The sequence below is a fragment of the Pectobacterium atrosepticum genome, assembly GCA_019056595.1.
GTDB lineage: Bacteria > Pseudomonadota > Gammaproteobacteria > Enterobacterales > Enterobacteriaceae > Pectobacterium > Pectobacterium atrosepticum.
The window spans coordinates 4,186,839-4,209,937 of record CP036163.1; the positions used below are offsets into that span (position 1 = coordinate 4,186,839).

A 23,099-nucleotide genomic window follows, 5' to 3' on the forward strand; every position below is an offset into this window, starting at 1 on the left:
TGAGTCGATTAAGCCAGCGCGATGCGCTGGCTTTTTTTATTGACTCTCGGTAGTGTATCAGCAAACGGGTTCTCCCATTATTCAACGGTATCCACTTGAAATATCTCGCCTCATTCCATACCACATTAAAAGTTTCCCGCTATTTATTTCGGGTTCTGGCAGTCATGTTGTGGGTGTTGGGAGCGCTGATATCCATTTTTTATGTCACTAAAGTATTGAATGAAAAAGAGTCAGAGCTGCGGCAGGAATATAATCTCAGCTTTGATCAGTCGCAGGGTTACATTCGGCACGCGTCGGATATTGTGCGCGAACTCCAGTATCTGGCGGCAAATCGTCTGATTCTGGCGAGAGAAAAGGCAGAACCGCCAACGGAAGGAGGCCCCGGTGTCTCCGTTTATGCCCTTGCTCCCGGCGCAACGTGTTCCACGCAATATGGCGGGAATACGGCGCTGCTCTCATTGAGCCATTTTTTCAACGGCTGGCAGGATAATTTCTCAGCCGTCTACGATCTCAATCGGGTCTTTTTTGTCGGCGGCGATCGGCGCTGTATGGTTGATTTTGGCATTCGTAACCAGTCACTCGATCGTGATAATTTGCTTAAAAACGTGCAGGATCGGTTTCAGGATCAGAAGAAAAACCGCACCCAAACCGGCCGTGATGAAACGCTCTATTGGATTGCTCCCGCGTCTGTCCCCGATGTCGGCTATTTATATGCGCTGACGCCGATTTATGTGGATAACAAACTGGAAGCCATCATGGGGATTGAGCAGACGATTCGTCTGGATGATTTCGTCACCGTGGGTAAATTTCCAATCAATGCCAGACTGCTGGATCAATATAATCAGGTTGTTTTGCAGTTTTCCGATGCTAAAGAGCGCTATGCGTCTTCGGTAGACAGTTATCCCTCCGATCATAACTATTTTGGCTATGTGAATGGCTATGATGAACTCATTCTGAAAAAGTCGCTGCCACCGACTTCATTCAGCATCGTGTATTCGCTGCCGTTGAAAGTGCTGCTCTCCCATATCAGTGCATTGATGATCAACATGCTCGTGCTGAATATTCTATGGGCCATTTTTCTGTTTGTGTTGGCGCTGGTGTTTGAGCGGAAAATGCTATTGCCTGCGGAAGTGAATGCGTTCCAACTGGAAGAGAATGAGCAATTCAACCGCAAGATTGTGGCGTCGGCGCCAGTAGGAATTTGCATCCTGCGTATTAATGATGGCACGAATATCCTCAGTAACGAACTGGCGCACAACTATCTCAACCTGCTTACCCACGAGGATAGGCTGCGAATTACCCGCATTATTTGCGAGCAGCAGTCCAAATTTGTCGATGTCATGACCAGTCGCAACCATCATCTGCAAATCAGCTTTGTCCATTCGCGCTATCGTAATGAAAATGTGGCAATTTGTGTTCTGCTGGACGTCAGCGCACGCGTCAAAATGGAAGAGTCGCTACAGGAAATGGCAAATGCCGCCGAGCAGGCAAGCCAGTCTAAATCGATGTTCCTTGCCACCGTCAGCCATGAATTGCGTACGCCGCTTTACGGGATTATTGGTAATCTCGACCTGCTGCAAACCAAGTCGCTGCCGAAGGATGCAAACCGTCTGGTCGTGGCGATGAACAACTCTTCTTCGCTGCTGCTGAAAATCATCAGCGATATCCTCGATTTTTCCAAGATTGAGTCGGAGCAGTTGAAGATAGAACCGTGTGAATTTGCGCCGCATGAGGTCATCAGTCACATTACCAGCAACTATCTCCCGCTGGTGGTCAAAAAACGTCTGACACTGTACTGTTTTATCGATCCTAATGTTCCCGTCAGCCTGTTTGGCGATCCCGTGCGCTTGCAGCAGGTGTTATCTAACCTGTTGAGCAACGCCATCAAGTTTACGGATACGGGCTGCATCATTTTTGAAGTAGGTTGCCGCGATGGTTATCTGGAATTTGTGGTGCGCGATACCGGCGTGGGCATTCAACCGCGCGAGGCGGTGAAGTTGTTTGATCCGTTCTTCCAGGCCGGGAGTGGTGTGCAGCGTCATTTCCAGGGCACAGGCTTAGGGCTGGCGATTTGTGAAAAGCTGGTCAATCTGATGGACGGTGACATTACCATCGAGTCAGAACCTGGGCTTGGCAGCCTGTTTGGCGTCAGGATTCCGTTGTATAAAGCGCACTATGCTCCAGTGGCGATCAACGCCAGCCTGCAAGGGAAAATATGCTGGTTGAGGGTACGCAATGCCCGGCTGGAGACGTATCTACTGACGCTGTTGCAGGAACAAGGCGTGCAAGCTGTGCGTTATCAGAATCAAACGGTATCGCTTGATGATGTAATGATTAGTGATTACACATCGACAGAAAACATTGCCGTTCGGGCGCATATCGTGATGAGTGGTGCGCATAACGGATCAGCGCAGAAAGTTAGCGAAGGGCACTGGCTGCAAGGGACATCGACACCTCAACACCTGCCTGATTTACTGGAGAAAATCTATCGCTCAGAAAGTGAGGACAGGACTCATGCCGAGATTTCGCTACCGCTGACCAACTATGTGCGGGATGAGAATGGCGACATTATGATTCTGGTGGTTGACGATCATCCGATCAACCGTCGACTGCTGGCGGATCAGCTCGGTTCTCTGGGCTATCAGGCGATGACGGCGAATGATGGCATCGATGGGTTGAATGTATTGAGTAAAAATCACATTGATATCGTGCTGACGGATGTCAATATGCCGAATATGGATGGCTACTTGTTCACACAGCGTATGCGTGAGCAGGGATTACGCTTCCCGGTTATCGGTGTGACGGCAAATGCGTTGGCGGAAGAACGAGATCGTTGTCTTGGGGCAGGGATGGATAACTGTTTGTCAAAACCGGTTACGCTGGGTACGTTGCAGCAGGCGCTGTCGTATTACAGTAACGTGGTCCGTCAGGCGAGAACATCTGTGGAATAACCTGCACCAGCGGTTGCTGGTGCAGGAAGGAAAAGCTTAGTCTACCTGCGTGCCATTAACGGAAGACAGGTAGTTCAGCAGGGCGATATCGTTCTCGACGCCCAGCTTGGTCATGGCAGATTTCTTCTGGCTACTGATCGTTTTAATACTACGATTCAGTTTTTTGGCGATTTCGGTAACCAAAAAGCCTTCAGCAAACAAACGCAGCACTTCGCTTTCTTTCGGGGACAGGCGTTTATCGCCGTAGCCGCTGGCGCTGATTTTCTCCAGTACTTTGGATACGCTGTCCGGCGTGAATTTCTTCCCTTTTTGCAGGGCTGCCAGCGCCTTGGGTAAGTCGGTCGGCGCGCCCTGTTTCAGTACGATACCTTCGATGTCCAGATCCAATACTGCGCTCAGAATCGCCGGATTATTGTTCATGGTGAGAACAATAATAGAGAGATGAGGAAAATGGCGCTTAATGTATTTAATGAGGGTGATACCATCGCCGTATTTATCGCCAGGCATGGATAAATCGGTGATTAAGACGTTAGCGTCCAGCTTAGGCAGGTTATTAATCAGCGCTGTTGAGTCTTCAAATTCGCCAACCACATTGACCCATTCAACCTGCTCAAGCGATTTTTTGATGCCAAAAAGGACAATAGGATGGTCGTCGGCAATAATTACGTTTAGGTTACTCATTGTTTTGGTTACTCATCTTGTTGGCTACCTTGCTGCCCTTTAGGTTCTATTGGGGATAGTAATGCACTGACAAACCTCTCAATTTCATGAAGGTTAGCCTCGATTTGTACACTATCGTGCGCGGTAATATGCTGTTCAAGCTGTTCACACAACTGTTTGCCAGGATGCAGATTCAGCATGGCAAACACGCCTTTCAGCCGGTGTGCCGTCTGCGAAAGTGACGGAAAATCGCCTGCTTCCGCTTCAGTATACAGCCTCTTTAAATCATCCGGTACTGTCTCCACGAACAGCGAATAATAGTCACTTGACGCCAATTGAGCGGCGTAAAATTCGACATCGTTCGGTTCCCCCTCTTGCATCGCATCGGGTGGTGTTTCCAGTTGCAGTTCAATCAGCTTAAGCAATGCCTCCAGTAGGAGGTGGCTGATATTATAGTTCACCCGCAAACGGCGCGGGCCCAAAGGCGTTACTGTGTCATCGTCATGACTCAACAGTAGCGTATAATCTGCTTTTTTCTCCGGGTCATCAGTAATAAAGATATCCGCTTCCTGATTAATCTGGCGTTCATCGCTGACCTGATAATTAGCGCCCCAGCCTGTCAGCATATGGCCGACAATATGCTGTACTTCATCGGATGTCACATCCAGCAGAACGGTAATACCATCCAACAGCTTTTCTTCCTCAACGGGAAGCGTTTCCGGTTCCAGTTTGAGCGTCAGAATATAGTGTGTGCCTAACCCGGATTTACTGTTGATGGTTAACGCACCGCCCAGTTTATTACAGAGTTGATTGCACAAAAATAAGGTCAATCCTGAATTTTGTCCGAAACGATCGGAAGACGCAGGATGCAGGAAAGGATGTCGAATATTTTCCTGCTCTTTACCTGAAACATTCGTTCCTGTATCGCTGACCTGAATAATCAGTATGTCCGACTCATTATTTTTTCTATCAACCGACACCGTAATTTTGCCGTAATCCGTATTGGTTACCGAATAATTTAGCAGCAGTGCCAGCGTTTTTTTCAACAGCCCTGCATCACCCACGTAAGTTTGATTACTATCCACATTGTAATGATGGAATAGGGTCAGCCCTTTTTGATTCAATCGTGGCAGCAGCTCAAGAAGAACATTATCGATAAGCGCCAGCGGTGAAAAGCTGTCGTTGATCACGGTCCATTCCTGCGCTTCCAGTTTTTCATGCAACGCGATATTTTCCAGCAGTTCGATAGCGCAGCGGGTATCCGCTGTTAGTTGATCCAGCGTTTGTGTTTGTACGGTTGCTGTATCGCTGTGGCGTATCGCATAAATATGCTGTTGTAGTGAAATCAGTGGCTGTTTGAATTCGCTGAGCAGATTTTGGAATAAGCGTTTTCTGGCATGAATATTCTTTTCGTACTCACGCTGGGCGAGCTGCAATTTCCGCTGCACCAGAATCTCTTTATCCTGTTCACGCAGCAGGAAGAGGCAATAGTCTGGTGAATATTGGCTACGGATTTGGCGGATTTCATACATCTCATTATTAATGGTGACCTGAATGACGCCTTGATGCTCATCCGCCATATTGGTGATTTTTTGCAGGCTCAGGTGCGGAAGCAGATGCTCTGCACGCTCATTTTGTATGACCACCTTGTTGCTGCTGAAATCATAAACCAGCACGCCCATCGGGATTTTTCCCGTTGTTTCGCGGTAAATATCCAGCTTCTTCTCTAATTGATGAGATAAGTCCTCTCCTGGATGGGCATACTTCCGACGGAAAAGATAAAAACCAGCGATGGATGCACTCAGCAGAACCAGATTCAACAACAGAAGCCAGATGTTATTACGCAATGAATCAACAATCAGTGTTTTTACGGGCACCTGAAAAACGATTTTTATCGGTGCATTCACGAGCGTAGCGGAGATCTCCAGATTAGAGCCATGAAGCTGCACGTCGGCCGTGCCTTCGCCATTGCTATCCATATTGCTGGCTGCTGGTGTATCCGGCTTCAGCATAAGGAACTCACGCGGGATCGTGTCTGGAATTAAATCGTTAATTGGCAGATCGAACGCCAGAATTGTCGCTAGGTGACCTGGCTGATTGAATGTCGTGCGCAGCGTAAAATAGTAGTCGTTATAGAAGCGTAATTTACGCAGCGGAGAAAAACTTTCGCGCTCGTCTAACACATTCGCCTGTTGCAGCATTTCCGTCCGACGGGCTTCGGCGATGACCGTAATATAATTGCCGCGGAACTGCGAGGAGATATCTTTCAACGTCTGCGTAGAAATCATCGTCAGGCTGTTGTCGATGCCATTCAGGTAATACATGGAATAGACGTTATTCTCTGCTCCCCAAAGAATATCGAGGTAACGCGATATGCGGCGAACCGACGTCAGCGTTCCTTTATCGTGTTGTCCAAAAATCAGAGCATCCGTCTTCTGACCATTTTTTTCTACGTAGAAAACATTGGGCATTAAATTAATCGCGGTAATGCTAGCGTCGCTAGCGGACGGTTCGCTGTTCAGACTGCCGTAAATTTGGTACGTGAAGAAACGGTAGGTATCAATGCGTTTCTGAACACCTTGGGCAATGGTCGTCAGTGAATGTTTTTTGTCCGCCAGCAAATCGTTGATGTAGCTATAGCCGAACGTTCCGGTAATCAGGATCGATAACACCGTAAGGAGAGAAAAATAACGCAGGATTATGGCTGGCATCAATTAACGCTCCTGATTAGCGGATTACGGCACGCGCGCTGGCGCTGACGGCAAGCAACAGCAGTGCGACAAACCCGAATGCGGTGGCTAAATTGCTGAACTGCGCAATAAAACCGAGAATGGTTGGGCCGATCAAAATACCCGCATAGCCTACCGTTGTAATGGAAGCGATAGCCAGATTTGGTGGCATGATTTTTTGATTTCCTGCTGCGCTGAAGAGGATCGGTACCACATTGGATGCGCCGACGCCGACCATAACGAAGCCAAGAATAGCGGTTACTGCGTTATCAATGCTAATCGTTAACACTAGGCCGAGTGAGGCGCAGAGGCTGCCACCGGTAAGAATCGCGTGGCGTCCGAGCGCATTAACGATGCGATCGCCATTCAACCTGCCTAGCGTCATCGCCACGGAAAACGCGGCATAGCCCATGCCCGCTTGCGCGCCGCTCAGGTTGCGTTCAACCGTTAAAAAGAGGGCGCTCCAGTCCAGTATGGAACCTTCGGCTAAGAACATGATGAAGCACAGTGAGCCAATGAACATAACCCAACCGCGTGGGATAACAAACAGCGGGCCGCTGTTATCTTGATTCGTGGTGCGCAGCAGGTGTTTGTGCGCCGTTGTCATGAATATCAGCATGAGTGCGACAATAGCCAGAATGGCCATCAGTGGGGACAGACCAAGCCACAGCAGGGCACTGACGCCACCTGCACCGACAATTCCCCCTACGCTGAAGAAACCATGAAAACCAGACATCATGGCTCGACCGCTGGCGCGTTCGACGATGACGGCCTGAATATTCATCGCGACATCGATCATGCCGATGGAGGCGCCAAAAAAGAGTAACATGACCGCCATCATAGGCAGTGTTTCTGCCTGCGTCAGTGCGGGCAACACGAAACAAAGCAGTGCACTTGCCAGCAAAATAACGCTGCGACATCCCAGCTTGCTGGTAAGGAAGCCGGTGAGTGGCATGGCCAACAGTGAGCCAATACCGAGAGAAAGCAGTAACATCCCCAGAGAAGCGTCACTGATAGCCAGCCGCGTTTTGACAAATGGCACTAACGGTGCCCAGGAAGCCATGGCAAAGCCCGCAACAAAGAAAACGATGCGTGTCGCTGCCTGTGCTTTTTTGCCTGACAGATTCTGATTAATGCATAACGGGTCGGAATTCAGCGTTGTACTCATCCTGAACGAGGCTATCCGGTCGATGTAACAAGGGCCTCTTTTTACCATAATTAGCGGTCTGAATGGAAAGAATCATGATGCTCATCACGCCTATAATTGACAGCAAACTTTGCCGGCTACTTCCCCTGGTGCAGCCTTAGCTGCTTTTGGCTTGCAGATCGAATGTGGCACGGGCTTGCTCGATGATTTCAAGGTTTTGCTCAGCCCATACCCACACGCCACAGAACGCCGCTCCAAGTCCAAGACCGAGATCTGTCAAGCGGTACTCCACCTTTGGGGGAATAACGGGATGTACGGTGCGGATCACCAACCCTTCACGTTCCATTTGGCGCAGGGTTTGCGTCAGCATTTTCTGGCTGATCCCTGCCACTTTTTTTGCCAATTGTGTGAAGCGTAATTCTCCGTTTTCAGCCAGGACCTCAAGGATGAACATCGTCCATTTGTCTGCTACTCGGCCGATCACTTCGTTAACCAGTGCTTCTACGCGTGGATCCTGCTTTGTCTCTGATGAAAGCTTTCTCTGGACTTCTGAGTGTTTAGCGACGTCGATGCTCATAGGCCACTCTCTTTCTTTTGGGTAATGGTGATCATTATGGTGCTTTTCTTTCCCGAAGTTTGCGTATCGCGGTATCGAGAGTCAAGTATCCACGTTCCTTAAAGCACGTATTCTCTACGCTTACTGTTTGGTAAGTATTGCACTTTATGGTGCCTACTTCCCAAAGGTTTGTGATGTGCTTATTCTTTGAAGCCTACCCGCTTTCCAGTAGAAACGTGCATCTGGCATTTGTGCGCAGCCCCTGTTTCTTAGGCCTGCGATGTTGTTCCTTATTGCGCACGAATACTGTCGGAAGACGGGCATCGACTATGCGGCTGCATAGCGCCTAAATTTAAAAGAGATAGTTCCTGAATGTAAACGAGAAGGGGAAGCTAATTATGCAAACGGCAAATAACACAATACTCATTACGGGAGGTGGTTCCGGCATTGGTCGCGAGCTCGCACAGCGTTTCAACGATCTCGGCAACACGGTTATTGTGACGGGTCGGCGAGCTTCTCTCCTGCAGGAGACGATCGCTGGACGACAAAATATGCACGCGTTCGAATTAGATATCGATGATCCCAAGGCTATCAATGCGTTTGCACAGCGGATCGTGACGGAATATCCATCCCTTAACGTCCTGATTAACAATGCTGGCATCATGCGTTACGAAGATCTGAGTACGAGAAGCGATCTGTGCGATGCGCAGGCGCAGATTACTACGAACGTGCTTGGGCCTATCCGCCTCACAAATGCCTTTATCGATCACCTGAAGAGCCAACAGAATCCAGCGATTGTTAATGTGTCTTCGGGTCTGGCTTTCGTTCCGCGCGCTGATGCGGCGGTTTATAGCGCGACTAAGGCTGCCGTTCACTTCTACACCCTGTCATTGCGGCATCAGCTCGTGGATCAGGTGGAAGTCATCGAACTCGTGCCACCGGGTATCCAAACCGAGCTCACGCCGGGTCAGTCGGATCGCGAAGGTTACATGCCTCTGAACGCATACATCGATGAAGTTATGGCTCTGTTTTGCAAGCAACCGACGCCAAACGAGATCGTTGTGGATCGCGCTCAACTACAACGCTTGGCTGAGCGTGAAGGGCGCTTCGAACAGGTGTTTGATTTGATCAACGTGCGGGCAACTGAGCAGCGCGCTAGGGGTAAATAAGCCTTCCTCATACCGGCGGTATCGCTTTCTACCGCAATCTCAAATCAATAGTGAAGGATTTCGTTATGTCCACACAAGATTTCAACAATCCCGTTCGTTCTGGTGAGACTAACCTTTCCAGACGCAAGATCCTGACGGCCGCTGCTGTAGCCGTGCCAGCCGCATTGATTCTTGGTCCGGCGAGTGGTGTCGCTGCCGCTGCGCAATCCAATGCTACCAATAGCAAAGCGGCACTGGTTACGGGGTCGTCGCGAGGCATTGGTGCGGCGATAGCGAAGCGACTGGCTCTGGATGGATATGCGGTGACCGTTAATTATCTGAACAATCGTGAACTCGCGGCTGGGGTTGTGCGTGACATTGAGTCTGCGGGCGGGAAAGCTATTTTCGAGCAAGCCGATGTCAGTGATGCCAAGGCTGTGCGCCGTCTTTTTGACAAACACCGTGAAGCGTTCGGTCAGGTGGATATCGTTGTCGCGAATGCGGGAATCCAAAGGCTAGGGGCGTTCGCCGATATGAGTGACGATGACTATGTCAGGTTGATAGACGTCAACATGAAAGGTGTTTTCCACACGCTGCGTGAGGGCGCTAGGCAGGTCTCTGATGGCGGACGCATCATCGCTCTTTCATCAGGGACCACCAGTATGCGCCCACCCACTTACGGTCCCTATGCGGCCAGCAAAGCGGCCGTGGAGGTGTTTGTCAACATCCTTGCAAAGGAACTGGCAGGACGGATGATTTCCGTCAATGCGGTGGCACCAGGTACCACGAATACGTCTCTTTTTACCGACGGCAAGACGCCAGAACAGATCGCTGGGTTTGCACAGCAGACGCCGTACAAACGACTTGGTGAACCGGAAGACATTGCCAATGTTGTCTCAATCCTTGCTGGAGGACGCGGAGGCTGGATCAATGGCCAGGTGGTGAATGCCAACGGCGGTCTGGTCTAGGGTCATTCTTGTCAATACGTCGATATGTCCCACAGAGAGGGCTTGTCGACGCAAGCTATGTGCTACAGCGTCCAGTTAACTGATTTTCAATATTTCAGGAACACATCATGAGCATGAAAAATGACAATGAACACGCCGGTAAGACCGGAACTGAACCCAATCTCCATCGACGTAAAATGTTGACGGCCGCCGCCATGGCCGCGCCAGCCGTGCTGTTAATGGGGGCGGCGAGTAGCGGAGTTCAAGCCGCACAACCCAAGCCGGCTACTGGCAAAGTTGCATTGGTTACGGGGTCGTCACGCGGGATCGGCGCAGCCACTGCCAAGCGACTGGCTGCTGATGGCTTTAGTGTCACGGTCAACTATCTAACTAACCGCGAACTGGCAGCTGGCGTTGTGCGGCAGATCGAGCAAGAAGGTGGCAAGGCCATCAGCGTACAGGCCGATGTCAGTGACCCGTCAGCCGTGCGCCGCTTGTTTGAAGCCAATAACGAGGCTTTTGGCCGTGTCGATGTTGTGGTGAGTAACGCAGGCATCATGCAGTTGGCACCTTTTACTGAACTCTCTGACGAGCAGTTCGATCGTATGATGGCGGTTAACGTGAAGGGGAGTTTCAATGTCCTGCGCGAAGCTGCCCGTCGCGTACGCGATGGCGGAAGAATTCTTACGCTGTCTTCAAGCATTACGAAATTGCGCAGCCCGACCTATGGGTCGTATGCTGCTTCCAAAGCTGCGCAAGAGCTCTTTGCCAATATCCTTGCCAAGGAATTGGAAGGCCGCATGATTTCGGTCAATGCCATTGCTCCGGGATTGGTCAACACGACTCTCTTCACCGATGGCAAGACGCCGCAGCAAATTGCTGGTTTTGCCCAGCGCACACCGCACAAGCGATTGGCTGAGCCAGAAGATATTGCCAACGTCATCTCTACGCTTTGCAGTAACGACGGCGGGTGGGTGAACGGTCAAACCGTGTTTGCCAATGGTGGCATTATCTGACGGTGGGGCAGTGTACGCATTTCTATGGATGGCGGGCGTTCAGCGAAGTGCTTGACCAGAGATACTGTAAAACAAAAATGCCGATTAAATAATCGGCAAAAAAAAGCATAGATAAATTGAAGCAATAATAATGATGATGAAGTGCGATTTTAATCCGATGCATATGCCCCGTTTTGCCGTTTGATGCGATTTCAGTTCATGTTCACCGTTCTGGTCATGCGGATAATCCTCAGGGGGTAAAAATTTCCAGGAGAAATTTTTAACGTTGCATCAGCAACGGCCCGTAAGGGTGGCGCTAGGGATGGCACGTCATAAAGAATGCGATGAGGCGTGCTCGACTGAAGGTGGCTTTTTTGTCTTGCGTAACCACTCACCCACGACGTGTTTTTTTCCCGTATAATCCCCTACTTTGTGTTAGGTCTCCGGGGTTACGGTGAAACAACTTTCCGACTTGCTGCGACATTTGCAGCAGGATTTGCGCGAGCCACAGCCTGAATGCGCAGGTTTTAGACAAATAACGCGTTCATTAACTCTCAGCGATGCGTCTGAGCTACTACCGTGGCTGGCGACCCAGCCAGTGTACCCCCAGTTCTATTGGCAGCACCGTCAGGATCGTGAAGAAGCCGCCGTTTGCGGCAAGGTGTGCGGGTTTCGTCATATTCAGGATGCTGAGGCATTCCTCGTTCAGCAGCAGTGCGATCCCGATGTGCGCATCTGGGGGCTGAATGCCTTTAACCAGGCGAAAGAAGAGGGCGTTTCGTCACCGGGTTATCTATTCTTGCCCCGCGCGGAGCTGCGACGTCAGGATGATATGCTCAGCCTGAGTATTAACCTGTTCAGTGAAACGTCATTGCAACAGGATGCGGCTGAAGCCTCAGCGTTTATTAATCTGCTTCTTCCGTCTGCGTCACTGCCTCTTTTACATGCGGAGGTGCAATCTGTCGGGCATCAGCCGGAGCGTCAGGGGTGGATTGATTTGCTCCAGCGGGCGCTGCATGACATCAACACAGGGTTAATGGAAAAGGTCGTTTTGGCGCGAGCAACCACGTTAACGCTGACTCAGCCGTTACAAGCAACCACCTTTATGGCCGCCAGTCGTGCGGCGAATCACCACTGTTTCCATTTCATGCTGGCGCACGATGCGCGTCATGCGTTTCTCGGCTCCAGCCCTGAGCGGCTTTATCGCCGGCGAGGGAGTGAGCTGGAAACGGAAGCCTTGGCGGGAACGGTGGCAAGCGATCGTGATGCACATAAAGCGGCCGAACTGGCCGATTGGCTGATGAAAGACACTAAAAATCAGCATGAGAACATGCTGGTAGTGGATGATATTTGCCAGCGGTTACAGCAGTCGGCGCTGTCGCTGGATGTGATGCCGCCGGAAATTGTGCGTCTGCGCAAGGTGCAGCATCTGCGTCGTACCATTCATGCCACGCTACGCACCGCTTCTGATAGCGCGTGCCTCGATGCATTGCAGCCTACGGCGGCGGTAGCGGGGTTACCTCGGCAAGAGGCGCGCCGTTTTATTACGGCACATGAACCGTTTGAGCGTCGCTGGTATGCGGGTTCTGCGGGTTATCTTTCGCGTCAGCAGTCTGAATTCAGCGTGGCGCTACGTTCGGCCGAGGTGCGGGATCATGTTTTGACACTTTATGCTGGCGCCGGAATTGTGGCAGGTTCTGATCCAGAACAAGAATGGCAGGAGTTAGAAAACAAAGCCGCTGGGCTGAGATCCCTGCTAGACGGTGATATGTCATAGTTTTGTTTTATGATTGTTGTGCTAGGTACTGGTTTATATCAAAGTCAGCGTAGTAAAAAAAAATATAATAAGGCTGATCGCGATGTTCGTTGAAGGGTAACCAGGCCACCAACAGTTTGATCATTATTATTTGCTATACCCTAAATAATTCGAGTTGCAGGCAGGCGGCGAGCGCACGACTCCCAGGAGCTTACATCAGTAAGTGACTGGGGTGAGTAAGAGAAGCTAACGCACATGCAGCTTGAAGTATGACGGGAATAACCTGCAACCTGAGTTGTTGAGTCCACCATGTCAACAAGTGTATTTAATCGCCGCTGGGCTACATTACTGCTGGAATCGCTGACCCGTCACGGCGTCCGGCATATCTGCATCGCGCCTGGTTCTCGCTCCACCCCGCTGACGCTGTCCGCGGCGGATAATCATGCGCTGATTTGCCATACGCATTTCGACGAGCGAGGGCTCGGGCATCTTGCGCTGGGGCTGGCAAAAGCCTCGCGTGAACCTGTTGCGATTATCGTGACATCCGGCACGGCTGCCGCGAATCTCTATCCCGCAATCATTGAAGCCGGGCTGACCGGTGAACGGCTGGTCGTTCTGACGGCTGACCGCCCGCCGGAGTTGATTGACTGCGGTGCGAATCAGGCGATTCGTCAGCATGCACTGTATGCTTCACATCCTACGCTGGCGCTGGATTTGCCTCGCCCTACGCCCGATATTCCGGCCACCTGGCTGGTTTCCTCTGTGGATAGTGCCATGGCGCGGCTTACGCACGGCGCGTTGCACATTAACTGCCCCTTTGCTGAACCGCTGTATGGTGCCGATGACGGCACGGCTTATCAGGACTGGCTAATGACGCTGGGTGACTGGTGGAACAGCCGTGAGCCTTGGCTGCGTGAAATGCGTCAGAGTACGCTTGTGGTGCAGCCGGACTGGCCGCAGTGGCGGCAGAAACGTGGCGTCGTCCTCGCCGGACGCGTGAGTGCTGAACAAGGCGCGCGTCTTGCTGCGTGGGCGAACGAGTTGGGCTGGCCGTTGATTGGTGATGTCCTGTCGCAAAGTGGGCAGCCTTTGCCCTGTGCAGATATTTGGTTGGCGCACCCTGAAGCGGCGAGTCTTTTACGGCAGGCGGAAATCGTCCTACAGTTCGGCGGAAGCCTGACGGGCAAACGTCTGTTGCAATGGCAGGAACAGTGCCAGCCGCAAGAGTTTTGGTTAATTGATGATTTACCCGGACGACTGGATCCGGCTCACCATCGTGGGCGCCGTCTGGTCGCGGACGTTGGCGAATGGCTGTCGGCGCATCCAGCAGACAAACAGACGCCGTGGGCGGACTTGCTGGTGGATATTGCCGACAGAACGCAGCGGCAGGTTGACGCGCATCTGGCTTCCCATTTTGGTGAAGCGCAGCTGGCGCAGCGAATACCGGCGCTTTTGCCGCCGGATGGGCAGCTGTTTGTCGGCAACAGTCTCGTGGTACGTCTGATCGATGCGCTGGCACAGCTTCCGCAAGGGTATCCTGTGTATGGTAATCGAGGGGCCAGTGGTATTGATGGCCTGATCTCCACGCTGGCAGGCGTACAGCGTGCCACGGCGAAAGCGACGCTCGGCATCGTCGGCGATCTCTCTGCATTATACGATTTGAATGCGCTGGCGCTGTTGCGTCAGTCCCCCGCACCGCTGGTGTTGATCGTGGTGAACAATAACGGTGGCCAGATATTTTCCCTGTTGCCGACGCCGGTTGCACAGCGTGAAGCGTTTTACTGCATGCCGCAAAATGTGGAGTTCGGACATGCTGCTGCGATGTTTGGCCTGAATTACGTGCGCGCCGAAAGCTGGGAACAGCTGGCAGATACGGTGTCAGATTGCTGGACTCAGGGCGGCGTCACGCTGCTTGAAGTGGTAGTTGAGCCGAAAGACGGTGCGGAAACGCTCAATGAACTGGTCGCGCAGGTGGCGGCGTGGACTCACTAGATTTTCAGGGGCTAAGTTGCCGAAAAGTGACGCATGGCGCGGTTGCTCCGATACAGCCGTGGCTGGTGTGCCTGCATGGCTTATTCGGCAGTGGCGAGGACTGGTCGCCTGTCCTGCCGTTTTTTCGTGACTGGCCCATGCTGCTGGTGGATTTGCCCGGACACGGTGCGTCGCGAGCCATTACTACAGCAGATTTTGCCGAGGTAAGCCGCCAGCTAACCGCTACGCTGTTGGAGCAGGGTATCGAGCGTTATTGGCTGTTGGGCTATTCGCTTGGCGGGCGCATTGCGATGTACCACGCCTGCGAAGGGCATCATGACGGCATGCTAGGATTGCTGGTCGAAGGCGGACACCCCGGCCTGGCAACGCCCGAGCAGCGTACGGAGCGTATCCACCATGATGCACGCTGGGCGCAGCGCTTTCGTCAGGATCCGCTGCCAGAGGCCTTGCAGGACTGGTATCAGCAGGCGGTTTTTGCCGATATTGACTCAGTACAGCGTGAACAGCTGATCGCGCGCCGCAGCGCTAATCACGGCGCATCTGTCGCGGCAATGCTGGAAGCCACCTCGCTGGGGCGACAGCCTTTCTTGGCGGCGCGGCTACAGCATCTGTCGATACCTTTTATTTATTTATGCGGTGCCAGCGACGTGAAGTTTCAGACGCTGGCGGCGCAATATGGCCTGCCGTTACTGAGCGTTGCTCTGGCGGGTCATAATGCTCATCAGGCGAATCCGGCGGCCTATGCCGAGCGGGTTCGCACTTTTCTTTCGCATCCCGTTAAGGATTGATAACTATGCTTTATCCGAGTGAAGAACTGCTTTACGCACCGATTGAATGGCACGATTGCAGCGGCGACTTCGCCGATATCCTTTACCATAAATCTATCGATGGTATTGCCAAAATCACCATTAACCGTCCTCAGGTACGCAATGCGTTCCGTCCGCAAACGGTAAAAGAGATGATTCAGGCGCTCGATAATGCCCGTCACGATGACGGTATCGGGACGATTATCCTGACCGGTGCTGGCGATAAAGCATTCTGCTCCGGCGGCGATCAGAAAGTACGCGGTGACTACGGCGGCTATCAGGATGACAGCGGTGTGCATCACCTGAACGTGCTGGATTTCCAGCGCCAGATCCGCACCTGTCCGAAACCCGTTATCGCGATGGTGGCTGGGTATTCCATCGGCGGTGGACATGTTCTGCATATGATGTGTGACCTGACCATTGCGGCAGAAAATGCCATCTTCGGTCAGACTGGCCCGCGTGTCGGTTCTTTTGACGGCGGTTGGGGGGCCTCTTATATGGCACGCATCGTTGGTCAGAAGAAAGCCCGTGAAATCTGGTTCCTGTGCCGCCAATACGACGCTGCTCAAGCGTTGGATATGGGACTGGTGAACACCGTCGTACCGTTGGCCGATCTGGAAAAAGAAACCGTGCGCTGGTGCCGTGAAATGTTGCAAAACAGTCCGATGGCGCTGCGCTGCCTGAAAGCGGCGCTGAATGCGGACTGCGACGGTCAGGCTGGTTTGCAGGAACTGGCGGGCAACGCCACCATGTTGTTCTATATGACAGATGAAGGGCAGGAAGGCCGCAACGCGTTCAATGAGAAACGCCAGCCGGACTTCAGCAAATTCAAACGGAACCCGTAATGCGCCAGGTCACTCTCTATCGTTATAGCGTGCCGATGGAAGCCGGAGTGGTGCTGCGCAATCAGCGCCTGAAAACCCGCGATGGTCTTATCGTTCGCCTGCAAGAAGATGAACGATTGGGTTGGGGGGAAATTGCGCCACTGCCGGAGTTCAGTCTGGAAACGCTGGCAGAAGCGGAATCAGCCGCGCTTGAGCAACTGGCTGCGTGGGCGGCAGGGCATGCATTTTCTGAGGATCTTCCTCCGTCCGTTGCCTTTGGTTTGAGCTGCGCGCAGGCCGAACTGGATCAGCACCTGCCGCAGGCGGCGGACTATCGCAAAGCGCCCTTGTGCAATGGCGATCCTGATGAGCTGTTCGAAATGCTACAGGCGATGCCGGGTGAGAAAGTGGCAAAGGTGAAAGTCGGCCTGTACGAGGCGGTGCGTGACGGAATGATCGTTAACGTACTGCTGGAAGCCTTGCCGGATCTGAAACTCCGTCTGGATGCCAACCGCAGTTGGACACGCGCCAAAGCGGACGGCTTTGCCCGCTATGTTGCTCCGTCGTTACGCTCACGTATTGCCTTTCTCGAAGAGCCTTGCAAAACCCGTGAAGAATCCCGTGAGTTTGCGCGTGAAACCGGCATCAACATCGCCTGGGACGAAAGCGTGCGTGAGGCGGATTTTCGGGTGGAAGCTGAACCGGGTGTGAGTGCGATTGTGATCAAGCCGACGCTGGTCGGCAGCCTTGCTCGCTGCCAGCAACTGGTGCAGGAAACGCATCAGGCTGGGTTAACGGCGGTGATCAGTTCCAGCATTGAATCCAGTCTGGGGTTAACGCAACTGGCGCGTTTGGCAAGCTGGCTGACGCCGGACACGATCCCAGGGCTGGACACGTTAGATCTGATGCAGACGCAGGTGATTCAGCGTTGGCCGGATAGCGCGTTGCCGCTTCTGGCTGCCGAGCAACTGGACGTGGTATGGCAATCCTGACTGACTGGCCGTGGCGATACTGGGCTAGCCAGACGCCCCAGCCTGTCCCGTTGAATGAGCCTGTCGCGTTGATTGACGATGAAACCCGTTGGAGCTGGCAGATGCTTGCCCAGCGGGTTGATCGTCTGGCAGAGCATTTCGCACAGCAGGGGGTGACTGCCGAAAGCACGGTAGCGCTACGCGGGAAAAATAGCGTACCGATGCTGTGCAGCTATCTGGCGCTGTTACAGTGCGGTGCGCGTGCGTTACCGCTGAATCCACAGTTGCCCGATACGTTAACTGAGGTGCTGCTGCCTGCGCTGAATGTCGCGTGTGGTCTGTGTCTGAATGATAAGCCCTGGCCTGATTCTGTACGTACCCTTTCTTTACCATCAGCTTCCTCGCTATCGGGTGATATCGAAGAAACCATCGACACCAATAGATTACGCTGGCAGGACGAGCGACTGGCGACGCTGACGCTGACATCCGGTTCTAGCGGAATGCCGAAAGCGGTAGCGCACACTTTTTCTGCCCATATCTCCAGCGCGGAAGGTGTGGTTCAAATGATGGCGTTTTCCGCCAGCGACAGTTGGCTGCTGTCACTTCCGCTCTTTCACGTGTCTGGGCAGGGTATCATCTGGCGCTGGCTTGCTACTGGGGCGACGATTGTTGTTCGCGCGCATCAGCCTCTGGATACTGCGCTGCGCGATTGCACCCACGCTTCTCTGGTACCGACCCAACTGTGGCGACTGCTGTCGGAGAAGGCCTTTCCTGAAGCATTGAAAGCGGTATTGCTCGGCGGCGCGATGATCCCGCAGACGCTGACGCAACAGGCGGAAGCACGCGGTGTCAGCTGCTGGTGTGGCTACGGTCTGACTGAACTGGCCTCTACGGTTTGTGCTAAGCGTGCCGATGGGCGTTCGGGCGTCGGAATGCCGCTGCTCGGGCGAGAGATCCAGCTTGTGGACGATGAGATTCTGCTGCGTGGCAGCACGTTGGCCGCTGGCTATTGGCGTGACGGAAAACTGATTCCGTTGGTCGATGATGACGGCTGGTTCCACACGCGCGATCGCGGGCTATTTACCGAGGGCGAGTGGCACATTCAAGGGCGTTTGGATAATCAGTTCTTCAGCGGTGGAGAAGGGGTTCAGCCGGAGAATATCGAGGCCGTGTTGTTGACGCATCCTGCTGTTCAGCAGGCATGCATTGTGCCCGTTGAAGACGTGGAGTTCGGCCACCGCCCCGTTGCTGTGTTGGAGGTAGTACAAACCACGACGCTTGATGCGGTTCGTGATTGGCTACAGCCGCAGCTTGCCGGCTTTCAGCGCCCGGTCGCGTATTATGCGCTGCCTGCCGAACTGAAAAATGGTGGAATTAAGCTTTCTCGCCAACAGGTGAAAAACTGGGTAAAGGCAACGTATCCCCAACCTAAAAGGTAGGGGTGCTTGGCTAATGCCGATCGTTTAAGGATCGAGATACCGGGGCTACCACGGAGTGAGGCATCCCTGCGGGAACCTCATCACCGTGTTTCCCCTAAATCCATGCTTAAGTGACTGGCATTAGGGGCGTTTGGCGTCATATTATTTATCTGGAACATGAAGGTTTGAACCTATCTTGAATCTCTGATGACTGGCGCTGGTTTCGCGATCAAACTGTGCCAGTTTTTCTAAAAACCACATATCCTGAAACTGTATCGGGCTGCGTCTCTCGGCATTCACCGTAGGATGATCGCCTCTCTCTGTGGTGCTTTTCCCTGCGGCTAATTTTCCTTCTCTCACGATCGCTTCCTCCCGCCTGTTTCCCATCATCCATGGTGAGTACTATTGTTCACTTTGTGTTTTTGGGGCAAATAGGTGGTGCTTATTGCTGCTATTGTCAGTAATTTTCAATAAGTATTTTTATGATTATTAACAGAATAAATCACTGCTCAGGGCAATTTCATGCTGGAGTGGGGGGATGTTTCGGGTAGAATCGGCAACGATAACATCTTTACACGCGCGTTTAACGACGGTTTTAAGGATATTGAAAATGAAAAAGTTTGTGATTGCCTGTGCGGGAAGCCTGTTGCTTGCAAGTGCTTCTGTACATGCCATTAGCCTTTCTGGGGAAGCAGGTCGTGATTACGCTGGTGCCAGTGCGGGCTTCGGTCTGGGCATTCCTGGGCTTGCGGGCAATGTGAGCTATGCTCACGGCGACAACAACAATGACGTATACGGTTTTGGCCTGGGATACACCATTCCCGTTGGTCCACTCAAGCTGACTCTGGGTGGCAAAGCGCTGTATTTGAACCAGGATCACGGCAATGATGGCTATGGCGTCGCACTAGGTGGTGGCGTGCAGTGGCCACTGAGCCGTCAGTTCTCGCTGTATGGCGAAGGCTATTATGCACCGGATGCTTTCTCCAGCCATGTCGATCACTATGTTGAAGGGAAAGCGGGCGTGCGCTGGCAGGTATTTGCACCGCTGAGCGTGGATGTCGGCTATCGCTACATCAATATGGCGCGTGAGAACGGCCCAGATAACAAGTTGGCTGATTCTGCCTATGTCGGCGTTGGTCTGAGCTTCTAATATACCCGTTATACTTCAAGCCGCAGGTATGCTGGTTTTATGTCGTAGCCGGAAAGAAAAAAGAGCGTGAATGTTGAGTTCACGCTCTTTTTTTATGACGGACATCCTTGTCCGTCACCCTTCGGGCCGTCGCTACACAACGTTGAAAACGCTCCCTGCGTTTTTTTATGTCTCGGTGGAGCTGATATAGAATATTAACTGATGGATGGCAACCAGCCTGCCACCATCGCTAGTTGGATCAGGATGATGCTTACGCCGCTGGCGAACACCAGCGCCAATACCGGTACACCACCGCGAGTCGCGCGTATTTCAGGATTCTGTTTGCGTACTTGCCAGCTCAGCAGAACGGGAATAAGTAATGCCAGCACGGCCAGTGCAATCGCCGCATAGCCCAGCGCCATCACAAACCCTTGTGGATAAAAGAGTGCGAACACCAGTGGTGGAATAAAGGTCAGTAAGCCCGTCTGCGCGCGCCCTGTGACGCTATTTTTACGTTTAAACAGATCGGCTAAATAATCGAACAACCCGAGCGCCACGCCGAGGAAAGAGGTCGCCAGTGCCAGATCGGCAAACAGGTGGACGGCCAGTTCAACGTGTGGAGAGGCAACGAGTGTGCGAATTGCCTGCATCAACCCATTCAATCCTGCCTGATCGGCCAAAATAGCATTGAATGTCGAAGAGCTGAGGCTGCCTAGTATCACGAACTGCCAGAAAATATAGGCAATCAGCGGTATCACGCTACCGATAAGAAATATCCGGCGCAGCTTGCGGCTGTCTCCCCCCATGTAGTAGACGATGCTGGGGATACTGCCGTGAAAGCCGAATGAGGTCAGAATGACCGGTAATGCCGAGAGCGTGAGGCCCTGTTGCAGCGGCAGCGTTAAGAGATTGACGCGCTGAATATGCGGAACCATGACGGCCAGCATGATGACGAGCATCAGCACTTTGCCGCTAAACAGGATGCGATTAAACAAGTCGACTGAGGATGTCCCGATACAGACGACGCCGCCAGCAACCAGCGTGAAGAGCAAAATCCCTGCGGACATCGGAAGTGAGTAGCCACTCCACTGGCTGATGCTACTGGCGATCAGTTCGCCTGCGCCGCTGATATAGGCCGCCGTTAGTGCATACATCAGAAATAGCATACTGAAACCGGTAATCCACTGTCCCCAGCGGCCGAGGTAGATTTTTGCCAATGTGCCTAACCCGGTGTGTGACGGCTGATGCTGATACACTTCAACCAGCAACAAGGCGCTATAACACATCAGTGCCCACAGGCCGATCAATATCATCAATGTGGTACCAAATCCGACGCCAGCCGTTGCCAACGGCATCGCCAACATTCCTGCTCCAATTGTGGTACCAGCAACGATAAAAACACTGCCAAGAGTACGATTTTTCACCTATTCCTCTATATATAGCGTGGTCATACTCCAAATAATTCGAGTTTCAGGCAGGCGGCAAGCGAGGGAGTCCCGATGAGCTTACTCAGGTAAGTGATTCGGGTGAGTGAACGCAGCCAACGCACATGCAACTTGAAGTATTACGAGTATATCCAGATATTTTTGGCAGCAGGGTAGAGTATTCAGCGAATCCTGTCAAAACACCGTTACGAGGGGTGTAATTTTATATTTACACTGGAGTGCGGTGTGTCGGCGTCGCGTATTATCGGGCAGGCTGAAAGAAATATTGTGTTTGTTCATCTGACTTTCTAAAGTGGTTTCAGAATCATTATCAGGAGTGAAAAAATGCTTAGGGTTGAGATGTTATGTACCGGCGATGAAGTGCTGCATGGTCAGATTATTGACACCAATGCAGCCTGGCTGGCGGATTATCTGTTTCAGCAGGGACTACCGATGACCAGCCGGATGACGGTGGGTGACGATCTCGATGCGCTGGTGACGGCGATAACGCAGCGTAGTCAGATAGCCGATATCCTGATTGTGAACGGCGGCCTAGGGCCGACCAGCGACGATCTTAGCGCATTGGCGGCGGCCACCGCCGCTGGAGAAGGGCTGGTTGAGCACGCCGACTGGCTGGCGCGTATGGAAGCTTTTTTTGCCGAGCGCGGCAGAGTGATGGCGCCCAGCAACCGCAAACAGGCGCAAATCCCTGCCAGCGCAGAAATGGTTGATAACCCGGTGGGTACCGCCTGTGGTTTTGCGCTGCATTTGAACAAGTGCCTGATGTTTTTTACGCCGGGCGTACCGTCCGAATTTAAGGTCATGGTCGATCAGCAAATTATGCCGCGCCTGCGTGAGCGTTTTGCTGTCGCAGATGCGCCGTTATGCCTGCGTTTGACCACCTTTGGCCGCTCCGAGAGCGATCTGGCAAGCCAGTTGGATGGTATGGCGTTACCGTCTGGCGTGGTGCTGGGCTACCGCTCTTCTATGCCGATTATCGAGCTGAAGCTGACCGGCCCAGCGGCACAGAAGGAAAAGATGGAGCAACTGTGGGAAACGGTGCGCACCGTCGCAGGGGAAAATACCATCTTTGAAGGAACGGAAGGGTTGCCCGCACAGCTTGCACGACGTCTGGCAGAGCGTGATATGACGCTGGCGGTGAGTGAACACTTCACTGCGGGATTGCTCAACTGGCAGCTCCAGTCGGCGAGTGCTCCGCTGGCAGGCGGAGAATTGTTGGCAAACGTTCAAGACACCAGCCTGTCTGGGCTAGTGGACTATGCACGCCATCTGGCAGAGCGTCAGGGCGCGTCGTTAGCGTTGGTCGTCGGGAGCCGGGACGATGCTGAGCTTTCCTTAGCGCTGCATACGCCCGAAGGATCTTTCGCCCAAACGATACAGTTCAATGTACAGCGCTACAGTCTGAAAACCCATCAGGAAGTCGTCGCGATGCTGGCGATGAATATGCTGCGCCGCTGGCTGAACGGTTGGCCAGTGTACGGCGGACACGGTTGGATCTCGGTGTTGAAGACGCTGTAGTCAGCGGGGAATTGAGGATCTGATCCTCATCCTGCCTCTTAGCCGCATTTCTATTTGGCTTTCGGGGCAGTTTCGTGCGCGATAGTACCGTTATTTTCATGCTACTT

The 23,099-nt window shown here is 52.7% G+C and carries 18 protein-coding genes; 12 read left to right on the plus strand and 6 right to left on the minus strand.

Features of this window, described 5'->3' with window-relative positions; translation table 11 throughout:
* Positions 1-95 precede the first annotated feature (95 nt).
* Positions 96-2,951, plus strand: coding sequence for a two-component system sensor histidine kinase RcsC (rcsC, locus tag DCX48_19650; GenBank protein ID QXE16533.1), 2,856 nt, complete (start codon positions 96-98; stop codon positions 2,949-2,951).
* A 36-nt stretch (positions 2,952-2,987) separates the two neighbouring features.
* Here the strand turns inward: rcsC and rcsB are convergent, their stop codons facing one another.
* The 4 genes from rcsB to DCX48_19670 all read right to left on the minus strand — a co-directional run bounded on the left by rcsB (position 2,988) and on the right by DCX48_19670 (position 8,064).
* Positions 2,988-3,632, minus strand: a complete 645-nt coding sequence (gene rcsB, locus DCX48_19655) for a transcriptional regulator RcsB (GenBank protein ID QXE16534.1) — start codon at positions 3,630-3,632, stop codon at positions 2,988-2,990.
* An 8-nt stretch (positions 3,633-3,640) separates the two neighbouring features.
* Positions 3,641-6,322, minus strand: coding sequence for a phosphotransferase RcsD (gene rcsD / locus DCX48_19660; GenBank protein QXE16535.1), 2,682 nt, complete (start codon positions 6,320-6,322; stop codon positions 3,641-3,643).
* Between the two features lie 16 nt (positions 6,323-6,338).
* On the minus strand, positions 6,339-7,508 hold the full coding sequence (locus tag DCX48_19665; protein ID QXE16536.1) for an MFS transporter: 1,170 nt from the start codon (positions 7,506-7,508) through the stop codon (positions 6,339-6,341).
* Between the two features lie 136 nt (positions 7,509-7,644).
* Positions 7,645-8,064: a transcriptional regulator gene (locus DCX48_19670; GenBank protein ID QXE16537.1), complete on the minus strand. Its 420-nt coding sequence runs from the start codon at positions 8,062-8,064 to the stop codon at positions 7,645-7,647.
* Positions 8,065-8,441: 377 nt separating this feature from the next.
* On the opposite strand from DCX48_19670, the gene DCX48_19675 reads away from it, so the two are divergent.
* From DCX48_19675 to DCX48_19715, 9 genes are all read left to right on the plus strand, one after another.
* Entirely contained in the window at positions 8,442-9,212 is a 771-nt protein-coding gene (locus DCX48_19675) for an SDR family NAD(P)-dependent oxidoreductase (GenBank protein QXE16538.1), read from the plus strand.
* A 65-nt stretch (positions 9,213-9,277) separates the two neighbouring features.
* Complete coding sequence (locus DCX48_19680) at positions 9,278-10,159, plus strand: SDR family oxidoreductase (GenBank protein ID QXE16539.1); 882 nt, start codon at positions 9,278-9,280, stop codon at positions 10,157-10,159.
* 107 nt (positions 10,160-10,266) lie between these two features.
* Positions 10,267-11,154 (plus strand): SDR family oxidoreductase, encoded by an 888-nt coding sequence (locus DCX48_19685; GenBank protein ID QXE16540.1) that lies wholly within the window; start codon positions 10,267-10,269, stop codon positions 11,152-11,154.
* 433 nt (positions 11,155-11,587) lie between these two features.
* Positions 11,588-12,910, plus strand: coding sequence for an isochorismate synthase MenF (gene menF, locus DCX48_19690; GenBank protein QXE16541.1), 1,323 nt, complete (start codon positions 11,588-11,590; stop codon positions 12,908-12,910).
* A gap of 288 nt (positions 12,911-13,198) precedes the next feature.
* Positions 13,199-14,881, plus strand: a complete 1,683-nt coding sequence (locus DCX48_19695; protein ID QXE16542.1) for a 2-succinyl-5-enolpyruvyl-6-hydroxy-3-cyclohexene-1-carboxylic-acid synthase — start codon at positions 13,199-13,201, stop codon at positions 14,879-14,881.
* Positions 14,869-15,669 carry a 2-succinyl-6-hydroxy-2,4-cyclohexadiene-1-carboxylate synthase gene (locus DCX48_19700; GenBank protein QXE16543.1) on the plus strand — a complete coding sequence of 267 codons (801 nt, stop codon included), beginning with the start codon at positions 14,869-14,871 and terminating at the stop codon, positions 15,667-15,669. Before DCX48_19695 ends, DCX48_19700 begins: the two co-directional genes overlap by 13 nt.
* A 5-nt stretch (positions 15,670-15,674) precedes the next feature.
* On the plus strand, positions 15,675-16,532 hold the full coding sequence (menB, locus tag DCX48_19705; GenBank protein QXE16544.1) for a 1,4-dihydroxy-2-naphthoyl-CoA synthase: 858 nt from the start codon (positions 15,675-15,677) through the stop codon (positions 16,530-16,532).
* Positions 16,532-17,503, plus strand: coding sequence for an o-succinylbenzoate synthase (locus DCX48_19710; protein ID QXE16545.1), 972 nt, complete (start codon positions 16,532-16,534; stop codon positions 17,501-17,503). The genes menB and DCX48_19710 overlap by 1 nt, the downstream gene beginning before the upstream one ends.
* Positions 17,491-18,921 carry an o-succinylbenzoate--CoA ligase gene (locus DCX48_19715; GenBank protein QXE16546.1) on the plus strand — a complete coding sequence of 477 codons (1,431 nt, stop codon included), beginning with the start codon at positions 17,491-17,493 and terminating at the stop codon, positions 18,919-18,921. Before DCX48_19710 ends, DCX48_19715 begins: the two co-directional genes overlap by 13 nt.
* Before the next feature lie 141 nt (positions 18,922-19,062).
* Here DCX48_19715 and DCX48_19720 read toward each other — a convergent pair whose 3' ends face one another.
* Entirely contained in the window at positions 19,063-19,260 is a 198-nt protein-coding gene (locus DCX48_19720; GenBank protein QXE16547.1) for a catalase, read from the minus strand.
* 250 nt (positions 19,261-19,510) lie between these two features.
* Between DCX48_19720 and DCX48_19725 the strand changes: the two genes are divergently transcribed.
* The gene (locus DCX48_19725) at positions 19,511-20,050 is read left to right on the plus strand and encodes a hypothetical protein (GenBank protein ID QXE16548.1); all 540 of its coding nucleotides are present in this window, start codon (positions 19,511-19,513) and stop codon (positions 20,048-20,050) included.
* Positions 20,051-20,244: 194 nt separating this feature from the next.
* Here the strand turns inward: DCX48_19725 and tyrP are convergent, their stop codons facing one another.
* Positions 20,245-21,453, minus strand: coding sequence for a tyrosine transporter TyrP (tyrP, locus tag DCX48_19730; GenBank protein QXE16549.1), 1,209 nt, complete (start codon positions 21,451-21,453; stop codon positions 20,245-20,247).
* 345 nt (positions 21,454-21,798) lie between these two features.
* Here tyrP and cinA point away from each other — a divergent pair, with 345 nt between their 5' ends.
* Positions 21,799-22,992, plus strand: a complete 1,194-nt coding sequence (gene cinA / locus DCX48_19735) for a nicotinamide mononucleotide deamidase-related protein YfaY (GenBank protein ID QXE16550.1) — start codon at positions 21,799-21,801, stop codon at positions 22,990-22,992.
* Positions 22,993-23,099 lie beyond the last annotated feature (107 nt).

Bases quoted from the DNA above. Each gene is read 5' to 3' on its own strand.
- DCX48_19670 (QXE16537.1), bottom strand. From the start codon at position 8,064: ATGAGCATCGACGTCGCTAAACACTCAGAAGTCCAGAGAAAGCTTTCA.
- menB (QXE16544.1), top strand. From the start codon at position 15,675: ATGCTTTATCCGAGTGAAGAACTGCTTTACGCACCGATTGAATGGCAC.
- DCX48_19725 (QXE16548.1), top strand. From the start codon at position 19,511: ATGAAAAAGTTTGTGATTGCCTGTGCGGGAAGCCTGTTGCTTGCAAGT.
- DCX48_19685 (QXE16540.1), top strand. From the start codon at position 10,267: ATGAGCATGAAAAATGACAATGAACACGCCGGTAAGACCGGAACTGAA.
- rcsB (QXE16534.1), bottom strand. From the start codon at position 3,632: ATGAGTAACCTAAACGTAATTATTGCCGACGACCATCCTATTGTCCTT.
- DCX48_19665 (QXE16536.1), bottom strand. From the start codon at position 7,508: ATGAGTACAACGCTGAATTCCGACCCGTTATGCATTAATCAGAATCTG.
- DCX48_19695 (QXE16542.1), top strand. From the start codon at position 13,199: ATGTCAACAAGTGTATTTAATCGCCGCTGGGCTACATTACTGCTGGAA.
- DCX48_19710 (QXE16545.1), top strand. From the start codon at position 16,532: ATGCGCCAGGTCACTCTCTATCGTTATAGCGTGCCGATGGAAGCCGGA.
- DCX48_19715 (QXE16546.1), top strand. From the start codon at position 17,491: ATGGCAATCCTGACTGACTGGCCGTGGCGATACTGGGCTAGCCAGACG.
- cinA (QXE16550.1), top strand. From the start codon at position 21,799: ATGCTTAGGGTTGAGATGTTATGTACCGGCGATGAAGTGCTGCATGGT.
- rcsD (QXE16535.1), bottom strand. From the start codon at position 6,322: ATGCCAGCCATAATCCTGCGTTATTTTTCTCTCCTTACGGTGTTATCG.
- DCX48_19675 (QXE16538.1), top strand. From the start codon at position 8,442: ATGCAAACGGCAAATAACACAATACTCATTACGGGAGGTGGTTCCGGC.
- DCX48_19680 (QXE16539.1), top strand. From the start codon at position 9,278: ATGTCCACACAAGATTTCAACAATCCCGTTCGTTCTGGTGAGACTAAC.